Origin of the sequence: Microcoleus sp. PH2017_08_TRC_O_A (genome assembly GCF_020738665.1) — a bacterium.
Classification (GTDB): domain Bacteria; phylum Cyanobacteriota; class Cyanobacteriia; order Cyanobacteriales; family Microcoleaceae; genus Microcoleus.
Genome location: NZ_JAEQCE010000001.1, coordinates 1 through 16,865 on the forward strand (window position 1 = coordinate 1; position 16,865 = coordinate 16,865).

General features: G+C 45.8%; 14 protein-coding genes. 8 read left to right on the plus strand and 6 right to left on the minus strand.

The genetic code is table 11. The annotated features are described in order from the left end of the window. Window positions 1-135 precede the first annotated feature (135 nt). Window positions 136-1,794 carry an NAD(P)H-hydrate dehydratase gene (locus JGK22_RS00005; protein WP_293187065.1) on the minus strand — a complete coding sequence of 553 codons (1,659 nt, stop codon included), beginning with the start codon at window positions 1,792-1,794 and terminating at the stop codon, window positions 136-138. Here JGK22_RS00005 and JGK22_RS00010 point away from each other — a divergent pair. Then, window positions 1,783-1,971 carry a hypothetical protein gene (locus JGK22_RS00010; protein ID WP_293312130.1) on the plus strand — a complete coding sequence of 63 codons (189 nt, stop codon included), beginning with the start codon at window positions 1,783-1,785 and terminating at the stop codon, window positions 1,969-1,971. The genes JGK22_RS00005 and JGK22_RS00010 overlap by 12 nt on opposite strands. 137 nt (window positions 1,972-2,108) lie before the next feature. Continuing rightward, entirely contained in the window at window positions 2,109-3,200 is a 1,092-nt protein-coding gene (gene mnmA / locus JGK22_RS00015; protein WP_293187067.1) for a tRNA 2-thiouridine(34) synthase MnmA, read from the plus strand. Window positions 3,201-3,459: 259 nt separating this feature from the next. Here the strand turns inward: mnmA and JGK22_RS00020 are convergent, their stop codons facing one another. Further along, complete coding sequence (locus JGK22_RS00020; RefSeq protein WP_293187068.1) at window positions 3,460-4,038, minus strand: hypothetical protein; 579 nt, start codon at window positions 4,036-4,038, stop codon at window positions 3,460-3,462. Between the two features lie 556 nt (window positions 4,039-4,594). On the opposite strand from JGK22_RS00020, the gene JGK22_RS00025 reads away from it, so the two are divergent. The 6 genes from JGK22_RS00025 to JGK22_RS00050 all read left to right on the plus strand — a co-directional run bounded on the left by JGK22_RS00025 (window position 4,595) and on the right by JGK22_RS00050 (window position 12,078). Continuing rightward, window positions 4,595-6,538 carry a PP2C family protein-serine/threonine phosphatase gene (locus JGK22_RS00025; protein WP_293198030.1) on the plus strand — a complete coding sequence of 648 codons (1,944 nt, stop codon included), beginning with the start codon at window positions 4,595-4,597 and terminating at the stop codon, window positions 6,536-6,538. Window positions 6,539-6,697: 159 nt separating this feature from the next. Beyond that, window positions 6,698-7,276 carry a DUF6272 family protein gene (locus JGK22_RS00030; RefSeq protein WP_293198032.1) on the plus strand — a complete coding sequence of 193 codons (579 nt, stop codon included), beginning with the start codon at window positions 6,698-6,700 and terminating at the stop codon, window positions 7,274-7,276. Window positions 7,277-7,322: 46 nt separating this feature from the next. Then, window positions 7,323-7,667 (plus strand): hypothetical protein, encoded by a 345-nt coding sequence (locus JGK22_RS00035; RefSeq protein ID WP_293217965.1) that lies wholly within the window; start codon window positions 7,323-7,325, stop codon window positions 7,665-7,667. Between the two features lie 70 nt (window positions 7,668-7,737). Next, window positions 7,738-9,210 carry an adenylate/guanylate cyclase domain-containing protein gene (locus tag JGK22_RS00040; protein ID WP_293198035.1) on the plus strand — a complete coding sequence of 491 codons (1,473 nt, stop codon included), beginning with the start codon at window positions 7,738-7,740 and terminating at the stop codon, window positions 9,208-9,210. A gap of 395 nt (window positions 9,211-9,605) precedes the next feature. Next, on the plus strand, window positions 9,606-11,255 hold the full coding sequence (locus tag JGK22_RS00045) for an ABC transporter substrate-binding protein (RefSeq protein ID WP_293224213.1): 1,650 nt from the start codon (window positions 9,606-9,608) through the stop codon (window positions 11,253-11,255). Window positions 11,256-11,418: 163 nt separating this feature from the next. Then, entirely contained in the window at window positions 11,419-12,078 is a 660-nt protein-coding gene (locus tag JGK22_RS00050) for a pentapeptide repeat-containing protein (protein WP_293185523.1), read from the plus strand. Window positions 12,079-12,407: 329 nt separating this feature from the next. On the opposite strand, the gene JGK22_RS00055 is transcribed toward JGK22_RS00050, so the two are convergent. The 4 genes from JGK22_RS00055 to acnB form a co-directional block, all read right to left on the minus strand. Then, window positions 12,408-12,821, minus strand: coding sequence for a cupin domain-containing protein (locus JGK22_RS00055; protein WP_293189273.1), 414 nt, complete (start codon window positions 12,819-12,821; stop codon window positions 12,408-12,410). Between the two features lie 74 nt (window positions 12,822-12,895). Beyond that, window positions 12,896-13,351 (minus strand): nucleic acid-binding protein, encoded by a 456-nt coding sequence (locus tag JGK22_RS00060; protein WP_293205095.1) that lies wholly within the window; start codon window positions 13,349-13,351, stop codon window positions 12,896-12,898. A 3-nt stretch (window positions 13,352-13,354) separates the two neighbouring features. Continuing rightward, on the minus strand, window positions 13,355-13,810 hold the full coding sequence (locus JGK22_RS00065; protein ID WP_293205097.1) for a hypothetical protein: 456 nt from the start codon (window positions 13,808-13,810) through the stop codon (window positions 13,355-13,357). Window positions 13,811-14,212: 402 nt separating this feature from the next. Then, window positions 14,213-16,828: a bifunctional aconitate hydratase 2/2-methylisocitrate dehydratase gene (acnB, locus tag JGK22_RS00070; protein ID WP_293312132.1), complete on the minus strand. Its 2,616-nt coding sequence runs from the start codon at window positions 16,826-16,828 to the stop codon at window positions 14,213-14,215. Between the last annotated feature and the right edge of the window lie 37 nt (window positions 16,829-16,865).

Genomic DNA, 16,865 nt, shown 5'->3' on the forward strand with positions numbered 1-16,865 from the left:
GTAGAGGACTGAAGTCCTTACTACAAACCAAATCAAGAGGTTTGTAGTGAGGACTTCAGTCCTTATCAAAAGTAGAGGACTGAAGTCCTTACTACAAACTAATGGGCAAGAATTACAGCGATCGCCCGATCGCCCTCACTGTAATTCTCGCAAGGTAGGAATTAAATACTGTGTCAAAGTAAAGGCATCTACACCTAATTCTGTCCGTTCTTTGGCTGCGGCGATTCCGGCTTGAGCGTGCCACCACGCTGCTGTTACTGCCACTTCTTGGGGGGGGGATTTACGGGCGATCGCACTTGCTAACAATCCCCCTAACAAGCCGGTGAGAACGTCGCCGCTGCCGCCTCTGGCGAGGGCTGGGGTGCTTTCGGGATTGAGATAGGTAAGGGTACGTGAAGCGTAGCTATCCCCTAGGGAATCGCCGTCATCCTCCTTCCAACTTATGCAAACTCTGGCTCCTTTGAGCAATACTGTTGCACCGCAAAGCTCTGCCGCTGCTTGAGTTGCGGCAATTCGATCGCCGCTGAGGCCCGCTAATTCGGGAAACAAACGCTTAAATTCGCCCGGGTGAGGGGTGATAATTGTCACTGCTCGGCGTTCCGACAAAATGGGAACTGTGCCGAGTTGACCGAGGATATTTAAACCGTCGGCATCTAAAACCAGAGGTCGATCGCACTCCAGTACAGATTCTACAGCGATCGCGGCTTCCAATGTCAGACCTGGCCCTGTGGCGATCGCATCGTAGCTACCCAAATCAATTGCTACCGGCAACTCCTTAATGCCACCGTTTGGGGTTTCGGGACATCCTATAACTAATGCCTCTGGTAAATGACTGCTCAACATCGGTTTAATCGACTCAGGGACGGCAATTGACAGCATTCCGACTCCGCTGGCTCTTGCTCCCAATGCGGCTAAAATTGCGGCTCCGCTGTAACGGGCCGAACCTGCAATAATTAGTAAGTGACCGTTGGTGTATTTGTGCGAAATTGGCGATCGGGGTAATGGTAAATGCTGAATTGCCGATGCTTTAGTAATGCGTTGTATTGCTGGAAAATTGCCCAATATCGCTGCAATATCTGCAACGGGAATATCAAAATCAATTAATTCTGACTTACCAATATATTCTAAAGCTTTGTCTTGTAGAAAAGCCATTTTCCACAATCCCAAACATAATGTATGTTTTGCCCTGATTGCCGTACCCAATACAGCCCCAGTATCTGTATTGATTCCCGACGGAATGTCTATACTAAAAATCGGGATGTTTAAATTATTGATTTCATCAATCGCGGCGGCTGTGGGGTTAGTGATTTCTCGTTCCAACCCAAAACCAAATAAACCATCTACGAGAAAGTCGCAGTTTTTCAGCGGTTCGATGTTCTCAACAAATGGAATATTTAAAGAACGCGCATAATCAGCGTGACTTTTTGTAAGTTCTTTGAGTTTAGAAAATGGGCAGTAAATAACTACTGGGAATCCTTTAAAGTGCAATTCGCGGGCCACAACCAAAGCATCGCCGCCGTTATGTCCCGGCCCAACTAACACCCCAATAGCTGGGAATTGAGAATTAACAATCTTTAGCCCTTCACCGCTTTTCCTTCTATACGTTACATCCGTTTCATCCGTTTCAAAATCCGTTGCCGAACTTCCCTCTTCCCTCAAAAGCACCTGAATGCGTCTAGAAATCAGGAGTGCAACTTTTTCCATTAAAGCTGCTACGGGCATTCCAGCCGCAAAGATTCTGTTTTCTATTTGCCGCATTTGGTCGGCGGTGACAACAAATTTTTGAATAGTCATAAGAAGAAGGAAGAAGGAAGAAGGAAGAAGGAAGAAGGAAGAAGGAAGAAGGAAGAAGGAAGAAGGAAGAAGGAAGAAGGAAGAAGGAAGAAGGAAGAAGAAGAAGGAAGAAGGAAGAAGGAAGAAGGAAGAAAAAATACACAGCAAGCCTTTGAGCGATCGGGATTTGAGGCTTAATTAGGTGGATTTACTTATTAGTGCTAAAATTTCAGCTAACAGCAGTAGCAGGTTGTAGTATTTTTGTGGTATAATCAATTAGCTCGATCGAACTTGCGTAACAGTAAAACAGTAAAATAGCAATTTATTTCCGAACCATGAACAAGATTGTCGTAGGCCTCTCCGGCGGGGTCGATAGTTCCGCAGCAGCCGCAATTTTACACCATCAGGGCTATGAAGTGGTGGGTTTAACGCTGTGGTTGATGAAAGGCAAAGGTCAATGCTGCTCTGAGGGAATGGTTGATGCCGCTAAAATTTGCGAAGATTTGGGCGTTCCCCATCACATTGTTGACAGCCGCGAGGTCTTTCAGGCAAGTATTGTCGATTTTTTGGTGGAGGGTTACAGTGCAGGGGTTACACCTCTGCCTTGTTCGCAGTGCAATAAAACTGTGAAGTTCGGGCCGATGCTCAAGTACGCTCGCGAAGAGCTGGGTATTGAAAAGATTGCTACGGGGCACTACGCTCGCATTACCTATGATACTGCTACCGATCGCTATCAGTTGCTGCGGGCGATCGACCCTGCGAAAGATCAGTCTTATTTCTTGTACGATTTAACACAGGATTTACTGGCGGGTACGGAGTTTCCTTTGGGGGAAATCACCAAGACTGAAACTCGCAGAATTGCGGCGGAATTTGGCTTGACAACCGCTGATAAGCCGGAAAGTCAGGATTTGTGTTTGGTGGAAAGTAACGGTTCGATGCGGGCTTTTCTCGACAAGTACATTGCGCCGCAAAAGGGTGACATTGTAGATAAGTCCGGCCGCGTACTCGGACAGCACGACGGCGTGCACCACTACACTATCGGCCAGCGGAAGGGCCTGGGGATTGCCGCACCGGAACCGCTGTATGTGATTGAACTTGATGCTGGTGCTAATCGGGTAATTGTGGGCGATCGCCAGTTGGCAGTAGAATCTGACTGCAATGTCCAGAAAGTAAATTGGGTTTCTGTCGCTGGGCCGATCGCTCCGATTCGGGCTTCCGTGCAGATTCGCTATCGATCGCAACCCGTCCCCGCTACAATTATTCCCGTGGAATCATCCGAAGCAGACGAAAAAGCAAGCGGTACAAGAGTCAAGGTAATTTTTGACGAACCGCAGTTGAGCATTACCCCCGGACAAGCCGCAGTTTGGTATGACTCAGATGTGCTCTTAGGCGGCGGGATTATTGAAAGAAAAAAACTCCCAAATTGATGTTAGGGGATGGCTCGCGTGGGTGCATCTCAATGCAAGCGAATATATCCGTAGGGGCGAAGCATGACCGCATAAAATAGGAGATTATAACTAATAACTTATATGCGGTCATGCTTCGCCCTCTTCAAAAAACCAGATGCACCCGCTCGCGTCCCCACCCCACAAGAAATCTACCACAATAAAATCTAGTCTTTGTGGAACAGGCATCTTGCCTGTTCCAAAAGGAAATTTATTGTTCATTTCACAGGGTCAAATTCCCTTAACTAACTTTCTTTTCCAACCGCAACACATTCCCCCTAGCATTGGTGCGGTAAACCCAAGTTTGGCCGCCATCAGAAACCACAACCCGCCAACCTTCAACAATCATTTGGCCGCAAATTTCATCAGATTTCGCGAGTCCCAAACAAGTATTCGGCCAACTTTGCCGGCTCGATTCAGTGACTTTCAACTTGTCAGCAGCAATCCCAGTCGAGCGCGACAACTCTTGGCGAACTGCGGCTGCAACGTTTGCGGGCAACTGGTTCGGGGGATTTTGGCGCGTACCCTCAGCCAAATTGCCCGGTTCGGAAATTAGACTATTTAGTACCAATCCCGAATAGCTGATTTTTTTTTGATCCCCGACAGCGGGAAATTGCTGCGCTGTTTGCTCATCTTGGTTTTCCACCTGAACGAGGGACTGTTTGAGGGCGCCCGCGTTAGCCGCAGCGGTGTGGATTAGCGCCGGATACATTTCCCATGCCAGAATTCCCGTCAGCACCAAAGCCAAGATTAAAGGATTAGGCTGCTTTTCACCTCGGTTTTGATTGTTTTGAGAGTTATTTTCGGAGATTGGTTTCATAGTACGCCCTCTGCCTCACTTTACACTCTTGCGCGATCGCTCCGGAGCACTCAAATGCAGATACCGATATAGACACTGCTGCTGGTGCTGTTTGTTCCTTGGTGCAGAACCGACTTAACAGAGTCGTGCGGCACAAGTATCTTATACTCCCTGCTGCCACTTCTGTTTCAGGAAACTTGCACTACCAGTTATTACTTAATTTTTACTTTTAGTATAGTATTGAGCAAAATTTATCGCTAGGTAAATCTGCTGAAACAAAAATGATTTTGGGGGAACATCTCAGTATAAATGACTATTCATCGTGCCCAAACTTCTGAAGGTTTTGTAGACAAGGGGAGGCGAACTGAGCCAGTGAGAGCCAAGGGATGCCGTACAATCTGTAGCAACAGGACGGGAACGCATGATAAATTAAGCAAGCTATCGCTGATTAATTAGAGGATTTAGGTTTTCAAGAGCGATCGTCCCCGAAAATAACTTAGTAGCGATCGCTAATTTTTTAGTAACATCTTGTTGAAATATATCGATTATGAACAGAAAATCCCTAGGAATCCATTTAATGAATCGGATCAGCTATCCTCAAAAATTCATCTTGATCGGTTTTCTATTTGCGATGCCGTTAGTCTTGATGATGTACCTGCTGATTTCCGAAATTAACACCAGAGTTGATTTTGCCCAAAAAGAAATCTACGGCAATCAATACCTGCGTCCGCTGCGCCAGTTGAGGGAATACATACCGAAATTTCACCTGTTAAATTATCAGGGTTTAAATCCAAATTTAAGCCAGCACGAGTCCTGGGATAATTTTGAAGCTAAGATAGACGCGGACTTTCAATCCCTGGCAAATACCGACCGCCAGTTAGGAACAACTTTAGTTTCCCGCGAGCAATTTAATACCATTTATCAAAATTGGCAAAAATTTAAACTTCATCGGAGCCAGTGGAGTTTAGAAACTTACGATGTTGTATATCAAAAAATCGCATATGATATTAATAAATTGAGCGCTCACGTCGGCGATACTTCCAATCTCATATTAGACCCAGATTTAGATACCTATTATTTGATGGATGCAACTTTGTTGAAAATTCCAGAAATGCAAAAATTATTGTCAGAAATTAGGCTATTTTCTCAAAAAAGTAGCCTGCGTTCCGATGCCACACCTGAGGAAAGAGCGAAATTGATTACTTTTGCGGGCAAATTGAGAGAACTCAATCAGGATTTAGCAATCAATATGGAGGTAGGATTTAGCAACAATCCTCACGGGAATCTGCGACCGAAATTAAGCCAAGATTTGATAAAATTTAACTCAGTAGTAGAGCAACTAACTGGGCAACTAGATAAACTAATTTATCCCACAGCCACAGTCGAATATTATACCTATCTCGATGGCAGCGACCGAGTTCTGAATTCGAGTTTTGAACTGTGGGACAAAAGTGTCAATGAATTAGACTTTCTCCTGCAAAAACGTATAGATGCTTTAGTTACTAGAAAACACTTAATTTATGTTTTTATTCTAATTATTTTAACAATAGTTGTTTATTTATTTGTATCTTTTTACCTAGCAGTCATGCAAACTGTATTTGTGCTTGAGGAAGCGTCAAAAAATATGGCAAGTGGCAATATTGACCACAAAATTATTTTGGATAACAAAGATGAACTCGGGCAAGTTGTGGGTGCATTTAACAAGATTGCCGAGGCTTTGGTTGGTGCGAATCAAGAAATTACTGTTCTTAACGATCGCCTAAAATCCGAAAATATGCGGATGAGTGCCGAACTAGATGTCACTCGCAAAATTCAGCAGATGCTGCTGCCGAAAGACCGAGAATTGAAGGAAGTTATTGGCTTAGATATTGCAGGATTTATGGAACCTGCTGATGAAGTAGGCGGTGACTATTACGATGTACTCCAGCACGAAGGTAAAGTAAAAATTGGTATTGGCGACGTGACGGGACACGGATTGGAGAGCGGTGTTTTAATGATTATGCTTCAAACAGCAGTGCGAACTTTGCTCACCTACAACGAAGCCGATCCGGTAAGATTTTTAACCGCTATTAACACTGTAATTTACGATAATATGCAGCGGATGAAATGGGATAAGAACGCTAGCCTTGCTTTGCTAGACTATCACGAGGGAATGCTGAAGTTGAGCGGCCAGCACGAAGAAATGATTGTCGTGCGGTGTAACGGTTCTGCCGAGCGGTTTGATACAATCGATTTGGGTTTCCCGATCGGGCTGGATGAAGATATTGCTGATTTTGTGGCCCAAACCCTTGTCCAGTTGCATTCAGGAGATGTGGTAGTGCTGTACACTGATGGGATTACGGAGGCTAAAAATATGAATAAAGTGCTTTATGGTTTAGATAGGTTAATTAAGGTAATACAGATTAATTGGCAGCAAACGGCTACAGAGATCAGGCACGCTGTAATTGACGACGTGCGATCGCACATCGGCCAACAAAAAGTTTTTGATGACATCACATTGCTGGTTCTAAAACAAAAATAGGGAATTGGGAATTGGGAATTGGGCATGGGGCATGGGGCATGGGGCATGGGGCATGGGGCATGGGGCATTGGTAGCAACTCGCCAATAACCAACAACCAATAACAACAGTCAACCAACAAATAACAACTAACAAATAACAACTAACAAATAACAACTAATATGATTCAGACTTTCGGCGATTTCATCGAGCCGACTCCCAGCCACGAATATTTAATAATTGGATTTTCCCCGAGTTCGATCCCCCTCAAGCAGCGGTGGCGGAACAACGGTTTGTCGGCGGATTTTCTGGCTGACTACTTGACGACTTTTTTCCCTGGAAACGAGGATGACCCCTCGACAATTGACAGACAAGCTGAAATTAAAAGTGCTGTTAGCTATATTGCTAATGAGTTATTAGAGAATGCGATGAAGTTTAATGATGAGACATCGGAACACCCGATCAACATTAAACTGCAATTAAGGAGCGACGGACTGATTTTCTCAGTTGCTAACACCATCCCTCCGCAAGGTGTAGGGAAGTTTCAGGCTTACATTCAGCAGTTGCTGGAGTCCGATCCGAGCGAGCTGTACATTGAGCAGTTGGAAAAAAATGCTGCTGACGAAAATTCTACTAATTCAGGATTGGGCCTGCTAACCATGCTGAGCGATTATACCACCAAAATAGGTTGGAAGTTCCAGACGGTGCAAAAAGACCCGGAAGTAATTACGGTGACAACTATGGTGCAATTAAGAGTATAAGTATCGCTGGCGATCGATAATATCTAAGGGACTTTTTTTTGCGGCAATGGAAATTAAAACAGAAGATTACGGGATCTGTTACGATCCATCAACGGCAACCGTGAGTTTTAGAGGATCTCTAAGGTTGAGCGGGCCCCAAGAGTACGCACCGATAGTGCAGTTGCTGGAGGAGGTAGCCGATTTGGCACCGGCAAAAATTACCCTCAATTTGCAACAGTTAGAATTTTTGAACAGTTCAGGCATAAATATGCTGTCGAAGTTTATTATCGAAGTCCGCAAAAAAGCTCCGGTGCAAATGGCGGTACAAGGTTCTCAACGTATAGCTTGGCAAGGTAAATCTGTGAAGAATTTCCAGCGCCTAATGCCGAGTTTGCAGTTTGAATTACTATAGACATATGATGACTTTTAGGGTATGGACTGTTGAGCAATTTTCTGTTAGTCGAGGCGCAAATTCTCGGGTTATGCTGGAAGAACAACCATCTAGAGAACAGCTACTTTTAGAGATAGAAAGATTGCGCCAGCAAGTGGAAGACTTGAAGGAGGAAAAAGCGGATCTGGAAATCTTGCTGGAAAATACTGCTGAACATTCCGATACGGTGGAATCTGAGTTGCGCTATCGGGCATTGGAGGCGGTGCGGGAAGGCGAAATCAAGCTAGCTCAATTTCTGGAAGCGATTCCCGTAGGCGTGGCGGTGCTCGATGCTCAAGGTAAACCTTACTACGTCAATCGTGCCGGACAGCAGTTACTCGGCCAAGGGGTGTTGCCGTTAAATTCTGTTGATGATTTGTCAAAAAGTTATCAATTTTATATCGCGGGAACTGATATTATTTACCCTTCACAGAATTTGCCGCTCGTCCGAGCTTTGACGGGAGAAAGTTCGACGGCTGAGGATCTGGAAATTCATAGACTAGACAAGAAAATCCCCCTTGAGACTTGGGGGACGCCAATTTTTGACGGTGGCAAAGTTGCTTTTGCGATCGCAGTTTTTCAAGATGTCACGGAACGCAAACAAGCTGAAGCCGACCGCCAAACATTTATTAAGGAATTATTTGAAGTCAATAAAAGCTTAGAAAAATCTCTGGATGCTGAATCGGAATTAACTGATGCTTACGGGCGATTTGTGCCACATCAATTTCTCAATTTGTTGGGATATGAAAGTATTATTGATGTCAGTTTAGGCGATCAAGTGCAGCAGGAAATGTCGGTGCTGTTTGCGGACATCCGCGATTTCACGACGCTTTCCGAAACTATGACTCCTCAAGAAAATTTTAATTTTATAAATGCTTACCTGTCGCGCATGGAGCCTGCTATTACTAGCAATCACGGGTTTATTGACAAATATATCGGCGATGCGATTATGGCTTTGTTTAGCGACTGTGCAGATGATGCAGTGAAAGCTGGTATTGCGATGCTAAATATCCTGAATGATTACAACAGATACCGTTTAAGTGTGGGCTACATCCCGATTAAAATTGGGATTGGGATCAATTCTGGTTCTTTGATGCTGGGGACAGTTGGTGGCACAAGCAGAATGGATAGCACGGTGATTAGTGATGCTGTTAATTTGGCATCTCGGATTGAAGGGTTGACGAAAGATTATGGCGTTCCTATGTTAATTTCTCAGCAGACATTGGAACGGTTGCGAAATCCGGCTGATTATAATATTCGGATTGTGGATAAAGTACAGGTAAAAGGAAAATTACAATATGTCACAATATATGAGGTCTTCGATGCCGATCCGCCGGAAATTCTCTCGGCTAAGCTAGCAAATTTGGCGGTATATACTGAAGCAATGTTACTTTGCGATCGCCATGAGTACCGATTGGCAGGAAAATTGTTTGAAGAGTGTTTGCGGAAAAATCCGAGCGATCGGGTAGCTCGCATTTACCTGAAACGCTGTCGGGATTGGCGATCGCTCCTCAGGGAAATTTAGTCAGTTGGCTGTTGGCAGTTGGCAGTTGACAGTTGACAGTTGACAGTTGACAGTTGACAGTTGACAGTTGACAGTTGACAGTTGGCAGTTGGCAGTTTAAGAGGTTTCGCGACATTGCATCGGGAGCATCTCAGTTTTGCATTTATATATAGTGCTGTCCCCGCTCGCGAGTACAATACGCGAGCGGGGACGCTCGCACTATAATAAAAAAATGCTTTTTACAAAAATGAGATGCTCCCTTGACAGTTGACAGTTGACAGTTGACAGTTGACAGTTGGCAGTTGGCAGTTTAAGAGGTTTCGCGACATTGCATCTACCAAGAAACCGGGTTTCTCATTTAAAAGTGTGTAAGTCCTGATAATATAATTACTAATTTGGAGTGTCAATAAAAGACGATGGGAATTAACAAGTGGCAGTCGAGAATATCTATAAAACCTTCAGTAATTAAAGTTATAGCTTTGTTCTGCCTCTGCTGCTTGTTAACTGCAAGCTGCGGACAGAGTGCCAGTCGATCGCCCAATTCGCCCAATTCGCCCAACAACGATCGCGTGACAATTGGCACAACCTTGAAATTGCGGACGATCGACCCCGCCGACGCTTACGAAACCATCTCAGGACAACTGCTGCGAAATTTGGGCGATACTCTCTACACCTACGAGTCGGGAACGACAAAGTTAATCCCCCACTTGGCGACAGCAATGCCAAAAGTTAGCAAAGACGGATTGACATATACAATTCCCTTGCGTCAAGGCGTGATTTTTCACGACGACACACCGTTTAACGCCGCAGCAATGGAATTTTCCTTGCAGCGATTTATCAAAAATGGCGGTCGTCCGGCTTTCTTGTTGGGCGATGCAGTAGAATCGGTGAAAGCGACGGGCGAATACGAATTAACTTTTCAACTCAAAAAGCCTTTTGCTGCGTTTCCTTCTTTGCTGACATTTGCCGGTCTTTGTCCGATTTCTCCGAAAGCTTATGAGATTGGAGACGGTAAATTTAAACCGGATACTTTTGTGGGAACTGGACGCTACAAACTGGCGAAGTACGGTAGCGATTCTCTGAAGTTTGACGCCTTTGATAAGTATTGGGGAGAAAAACCCGTCAATAGAGGTATTGACATTTTGCTGCTTTCGAGTTCTTCAAATTTGTTCAATACTTTTAGGACTGGTGCGATCGATGTAGCTTATTTATCCCTGGATGCGGATCAAGTTCGCAGCTTGGATGAGGGAGCAAAAAAAGGGAAATGGCAGGAAATCGCGGGGGAGAGCAGTACAGTTAGTTATATGACGCTGAATCTCAATTCTAAACCGCTGGATAAGTTAGAGGTGAGACAGGCGATCGCTGCGGCGATGGATCGGCCGTTGATTAACGATCGCGTCCTCCGAGGACAAGCCCAGCCTCTGTACAGCCTGATTCCCACAACCTTCGACGTTAACAAGCCAGTATTTAAAGAACTGTACGGCGACGCCAACATGACAAAAGCCAAGGAATTGCTAAAAAAAGCGGGATATTCGGCCGCCAATCCGTTTATTTTTCAAATTTGGCATCCTAGCGGTTCTACAAAACGAGGTTTAGTGGCGAGTACGATTAAAGCTTTAGCCCAACTCAAAATGGACGGGATAATGCAGGTGGAAATTAACAGCGTTGAATCTCCGACTTTGTTTCAGAATATAGAGAAGGGGATTTATCCTGCGGTGTTAGTGGATTGGTACGCTGACTTTTTCGACGCTGACAATTACATTCAGCCGTTTTTGGATTGTGCGACGGGTTCGGCGGCCCGCGGGTGTGAAAAGGGTGCCAGTCAGGGGCAGGGTTCGTTTTATTATAGCGATCGGGTAAATCAACTGATCGCCAAGCAGCGCCAAGAAGCCAACCCTCAAACCCGCAAAGCTTTGTTTGCCGAAATTCAGGACATACTAGGTCAAGATGTACCTTTCATCCCTCTATGGCAGGATAAGGACTATACTTTTGCTCAGAACAGCATCACGGGTGTCCGTCTCGAACCGACGCAATCCTTTCCCTTTTGGTTCCTGAAAAAGCAATAATTGTTTACAATAATTGTTGGGAGTTTAAACGTCCATAATTCTATCATCTTTTGTGCACAACAGGGTGATGATTGTCACAGTTTATCGAAGAGACCGATCACCCCACTCTCTCTAAAAATGTTGGATATTATTAGTAGAGAGAGATATCGCCGAGGGTGAGTATATGAAATTTGGAATTTTAACAACAACAGGGCTGCTAATTGCGATCGGTTTTGCTTCTGGAGTCAAAGCAGAAAACGTATCACAAGTCAAGCAACTATTAGAAACTAAAAATTGCAGCAAATGTGACTTGACAGGAGCGCAGCTTTCTGGCATGAATCTCAGCGGTGCGAATTTGAACGGTGCAAATTTGAGTGGTGCAAATTTGAGCGGTACAAATTTGAACGAAGCCAAATTAAACGCAGTAAATCTGACACAAGCTAAATTGCAAGGTGCGAGCTTAATTGGGGCTAAAATGCACGGGGCAAATTTGGAGGGTGCTGATTTGACTCGCGCTAACCTGAGTTTGGCTGGTTTAGTAATTGCCAGTTTGAAAAATACCAACCTTACCAGTGCTAATTTGGTCGGGGCTAATTTAGAAAGTGCTAATTTGACTGGGGCGAACCTGAGAAATGCCCGTCAGTCTGTCGCGAATCTGGGAAATATCACCCTCCGGGGCGGTAGTTTGTCGGGAATAGATGTGCTGGGGGTTAACTTGCGGGATGCTAATTTGACTGGTGCTAATTTGACCGGTGCTAACTTGAACGGTTCGGATTTGACTGGCGCTAATTTACAGGATGCCAATATGGCAAATGTAGATTTGAAAAACGCTGCTTTGCCGTAGGACGATCGCCAATTGCTATATCAGACTATCGTGTTTAACAACCTTAATATAATCCTGTAGGGGCAATTTCAGAAATTGCCCCTATAATTTTAATTTCCTTCATTCATTTGACAGTTTGTAGGGGCGGTGCCCCCGTGTCCGCCCTCTTCGTTGACTGTTGACAAAAGAAGGAACAGGATTGGAGTAACGAAGAGCCTGATTTTAATTTCTCCCGGGCTTGGGGCTTTAAACTAATTCTTTCTGGTAATTTTAATTTTCCGTTAAGTCTGAGATGAGAGAGGACTGAAGTCCTCACTACAAACCTGAGAGTTATTTAACTTGATTTGAGATCAATCTTCGTCAGCGGCATCTTGGGGAAAACGGATAATGTCATCATCACCCAGATATTCGCCATTTTGGATTTCAATCATCACCAAGGGAATAACGCCGGGGTTTTCCACGCGGTGAGCGGTATTCATGGGAACGTAGGTTGACTGTTTCTGCATGAGAATGGTCTCTTTGTCATCGCAGATAACTTTAGCGGTACCGGAGACGACAACCCAGTGTTCGCTGCGGTGATAGTGCATTTGGGTGCGGATGTGGTGTCCCGGTTTGACTTCGATGCGATTGATCTTGTAGCGATCGCCCGCGTCTATGACTGTAACTTTACCCCAAAACCGGGTTTGCGTGCGATCGTCCGTTTTTTCGATTGTGTCCACTGTTTCCACCATGCTGTTGATCTCGCTAACGGTGTCTGTAAAAATATATGTAGTTGAAAGTATATCAAAACGTAAGTGCGATCGGGCTTTGGCTTAAGTTTTTCTCTCAGAATCCAGTTTTACGAGATCGATCGCCATTCGCGAGCATCCACAAACTGAGACAAATGCCCCACATTTGTGGTAGCAATTACCACTTCATTTGCCTCATTTGCTAATAATATTGCTTGAGCAGCCAGAATCACATCGCCGTCAAGTGCATTGGGTTCTGCTGTCGGCCTTCCTCTCTTTCGTGCATCCGCCCACAACTGAGCCGCTAGAAGCATTACCTCCGTAGTCAAAGGACGGTAGGGAATTTGCGATTTAAGTTCATCAAGTCGTCTAATACCTGCCACCTTACCTGCACGAATTAATTCGCGCCTCACCTCATAGTCAGCAATTTCAGGGAGCACTACAATATAACCTTTAAGTGGCAAAGATTGCAGCCAAAGTTTGCCCTCTTGAGATAAAGGAGAGGCGGCTTTGGGATTTGTAACAATTCCTAAAGGCCCAGAATCTAACAATACTATTTTGCTCATGGACTATATATGCACCGGGTTTTCTTCTAGTGCCTTGCGGAGAACTTCAGCGGTTTCTGTTTGTTCCTCTTCATCTCCATCATCTAGCCAAGATTGTAACAGCTTGCTCAGAGCTTCGTGTTGCTGTACGGGATCGATAATTTCTGGTTTTTCGTTATCCTCATTTCCTTCCTTTCGCCCCGCTAGCAGCATTTTGCTCATAGGTTGATTTCTTCTGATCCCCTCCTTCGACATTTTAGTAAAATCTACGTTTTCAGGTGTCTGGGCGGGTTCCGATAATCCGGGCTTAACTGTCACGGTTTCCAGAAATAACCGCATCATTTTCAGCAAATTCGGCCAATATGCTCTCGGAGTTTGCTGAATTACACTGAGAAACTCTACCATTTCGTTGCCAATGCGAGGTTCTGGCGCTGAAGTTGCTGTCGCTGGACTTTCACTGATTAAAGCTTGTTCAGACATAATCATTTTTCTCCTTTCTCGGATTTATATGAATCAGCGGGTCGATCGATATCCTGGATGGGAAGCCAGAGATTGGCGATCGAATTCGCCTCTACTTATATTGTAAATATTGTAAACAAAAGGCGGAGGATGATTCATTCAAATTATGGGATTTGCTTGAACCGCAGATATCAGCGGATGAACACAGATGTACGCAGATAATTAATTCATCTGCGTACATCTGCGTTTATCTGCGGTTCTAAATAACCATCTAAGTCAGCGGGTGCATCTCATTTTTGAAGAGGGCGAAGCATGACCGCATATAAGTTATTAGTTATAATCTCATATTGACTGCGGTCATGCTTCGCCCCTACACACATATTTGCTTGCGCCTAGATGCACCCTCAGTAAGCTGCGATGATATTACTTGCTCAAAACACCCTCAGGAATCCCCAAAATATCCTCAATCCGAGGCATATCTTCCAAAGCAATCACTCGCCCTTCATCCTCAAAGCCCGCAATCTGATCGAAATTCAAATATCGATACAAATCACCAGCAAAAGGATTGATTTTCTTCGCCACAATCTCTTGGTATTCTTCGACTGTGGGAATTCGACCCAACAGCGAACAAACTGCGGCTAATTCCGCAGAACCGAGATAAACTTGCGCGTCTTTACCCATGCGGTTGTTGAAATTACGAGTCGAAGTTGAAAACACGGTTGTCGCATCTTTAACCCGCGCTTGATTGCCCATACAAAGACTGCATCCCGGCATTTCTGTGCGCGCTCCAGCCGCTCCAAAAATGCTGTAATAACCTTCTTCTTTCAGTTGCTGTTCGTCCATCCGAGTTGGCGGACAAATCCACAGGCGAGCTTTCACTTCCCCTGCACCTTCCAACACCTTCGCAGTGGCGCGGTAGTGACCGATATTTGTCATGCAAGAACCGACAAATACTTCGTCTACCCGATCGCCCGCAACCTCACTCAACAGCTTCACATTATCCGGGTCATTCGGCGCAGCCACAATCGGTTCAGTAATCTCATTGAGATCGATTTCGATGATTTCCACATACTCCGCATCAGCATCCGCCTCAAGCAACACCGGATTAGCCAGCCATTCCTCCATCTTCGCCACCCGGCGCATCATCGTCCGCGCATCTTCATAGCCCCGCGCCACCATATTTTTGAGCAGCGCGACATTAGAACGAATGTACTCAGAGACCGTCTCAGAACTCAATTTAATCGTGCATCCGGCGCAAGAACGCTCGGCCGAGGCATCGGTCAATTCAAAAGCCTGCTCAACCTTCAAATCTGGCAAACCTTCAATCTCCATAATCCGCCCAGAAAAGACATTTTTCTTATTCTGTTTGGAGACTGTCAGCAAACCTTTTTGAATTGCTACGTAGGGAATTGCATTCACAACATCTCGCAGCGTTACTCCCGGTTGCAATTCACCCTTGAACCGGACTAGAACTGATTCTGGCATATCCAAAGGCATCACGCCCAAAGCAGCAGCAAAAGCTACTAATCCCGAACCCGCCGGAAAGGAAATTCCTAACGGAAAACGAGTGTGAGAATCGCCGCCAGTTCCCACTGTATCCGGCAATAACATCCGGTTCAGCCAAGAGTGAATAATTCCGTCTCCGGGACGCAAAGCTATGCCCGCGCGCTGTGCCATGAAATCGGGCAATTCGTGGTGAGTTTTGACATCCACTGGTTTCGGATAGGCAGCGGTGTGACAAAAACTTTGAATTACCAAATCGGCGCTAAATCCCAGACAAGCAAGTTCTTTTAATTCGTCGCGAGTCATGGGGCCCGTGGTATCTTGGGAACCGACTGTGGTCATGACTGGTTCGCAAGATGTGCCGGGACGAACGCCGGACAAACCGCAAGCTTTCCCTACCATCTTTTGAGCTAAGGTGAAGCCTTTTCCGGTATCGGCGGGAATAGTTGGACGGGTGAAAATCGGGCTAATTTCTAGTCCTAAAGCTTCGCGAACTTTGTCGGTTAAGGTGCGTCCGATTAATAGGGGAATTCGACCGCCGGCGCGCACTTCGTCGAGAATTGTGTCGGGTTTGAGGGTGAAAGTGGAGATGATTTCTCCGGCTTCGTTGGTGATTTCGCCTTTGTAGGGATGGATGGTGATTACCATGCCGGTTTCCATTTTGGCGACATCGCATTCGATCGGCAATGCGCCGGAATCTTCAGCGGTATTGAAGAAAATCGGGGCGATCGCACTTCCTAGAATATATCCGCCGTTGCGCTTGTTTGGTACAAACGGAATATCGTTACCAATGTGCCACAACACGGAGTTAATCGCCGATTTCCGCGAGGAACCTGTGCCGACAACATCGCCAACGTAGGCGACGGGATGGCCTTTTTCTTTCAATTGGGCGATCGTTTCTAAGGCCCCTGGCATCTTGCTTTCGAGCATCGCCAAAGCGTGCAGGGGAATGTCCGGCCGCGTGGTAGCCTGAGGTGCGGGAGACAAGTCATCGGTATTGGTTTCTCCGGGCACTTTGAAGACTGTAACAGTAATGGCTTGGGCTAGTTCGGGGCGGCCGGTAAACCACTCGGCATCAGCCCAGGAATCGACTACCTGCTTCGCGTAGGGATTGGTATCCGACAGGGCGAGAATGTCGTGGAAGGCATCGAATACTAACAGCGTTTTGCTCAGAGCCCGGGCTGCGGTGGCGGGGATAGCGATTTCGGCAGTAGGATTGAGCAAGTCGATTAAAGATTGGACGTTGTAACCGCCCATCATTGTCCCCAGCAGGTAAACTGCCCATTTGGGAGCAATTAGGGGGCTGTGGATTTCACCTTTGGCGATGCCGGTTAAAAAACCAGCTTTGACGTAGGCGGCGCTGTCTACGCCTGGGGGTACGCGATCGCGCAATAATTCGATTAAGGCTTCTTCTTCTCCCGGTGGCGGATTTTTCAGCAATTCGCAGAGTTCCGACGTTTGCTGGGCGTCTAGCGGCAGCGGCGGAATTCCCAATGCGGCTCTTTCGGCAGCGTGAAGGCGGTAAGATTCAAGCATTTTCTCTCTCTCCTCGGATAGTTTTGGGTAGTTGTTT

Bases quoted from the DNA above. Each gene is read 5' to 3' on its own strand.
- JGK22_RS00005 (WP_293187065.1), bottom strand. From the start codon at position 1,794: ATGACTATTCAAAAATTTGTTGTCACCGCCGACCAAATGCGGCAAATA.
- mnmA (WP_293187067.1), top strand. From the start codon at position 2,109: ATGAACAAGATTGTCGTAGGCCTCTCCGGCGGGGTCGATAGTTCCGCA.
- JGK22_RS00020 (WP_293187068.1), bottom strand. From the start codon at position 4,038: ATGAAACCAATCTCCGAAAATAACTCTCAAAACAATCAAAACCGAGGT.
- JGK22_RS00025 (WP_293198030.1), top strand. From the start codon at position 4,595: ATGAATCGGATCAGCTATCCTCAAAAATTCATCTTGATCGGTTTTCTA.
- JGK22_RS00030 (WP_293198032.1), top strand. From the start codon at position 6,698: ATGATTCAGACTTTCGGCGATTTCATCGAGCCGACTCCCAGCCACGAA.
- JGK22_RS00035 (WP_293217965.1), top strand. From the start codon at position 7,323: ATGGAAATTAAAACAGAAGATTACGGGATCTGTTACGATCCATCAACG.
- JGK22_RS00040 (WP_293198035.1), top strand. From the start codon at position 7,738: ATGCTGGAAGAACAACCATCTAGAGAACAGCTACTTTTAGAGATAGAA.
- JGK22_RS00045 (WP_293224213.1), top strand. From the start codon at position 9,606: ATGGGAATTAACAAGTGGCAGTCGAGAATATCTATAAAACCTTCAGTA.
- JGK22_RS00050 (WP_293185523.1), top strand. From the start codon at position 11,419: ATGAAATTTGGAATTTTAACAACAACAGGGCTGCTAATTGCGATCGGT.
- JGK22_RS00060 (WP_293205095.1), bottom strand. From the start codon at position 13,351: ATGAGCAAAATAGTATTGTTAGATTCTGGGCCTTTAGGAATTGTTACA.
- JGK22_RS00065 (WP_293205097.1), bottom strand. From the start codon at position 13,810: ATGTCTGAACAAGCTTTAATCAGTGAAAGTCCAGCGACAGCAACTTCA.
- acnB (WP_293312132.1), bottom strand. From the start codon at position 16,828: ATGCTTGAATCTTACCGCCTTCACGCTGCCGAAAGAGCCGCATTGGGA.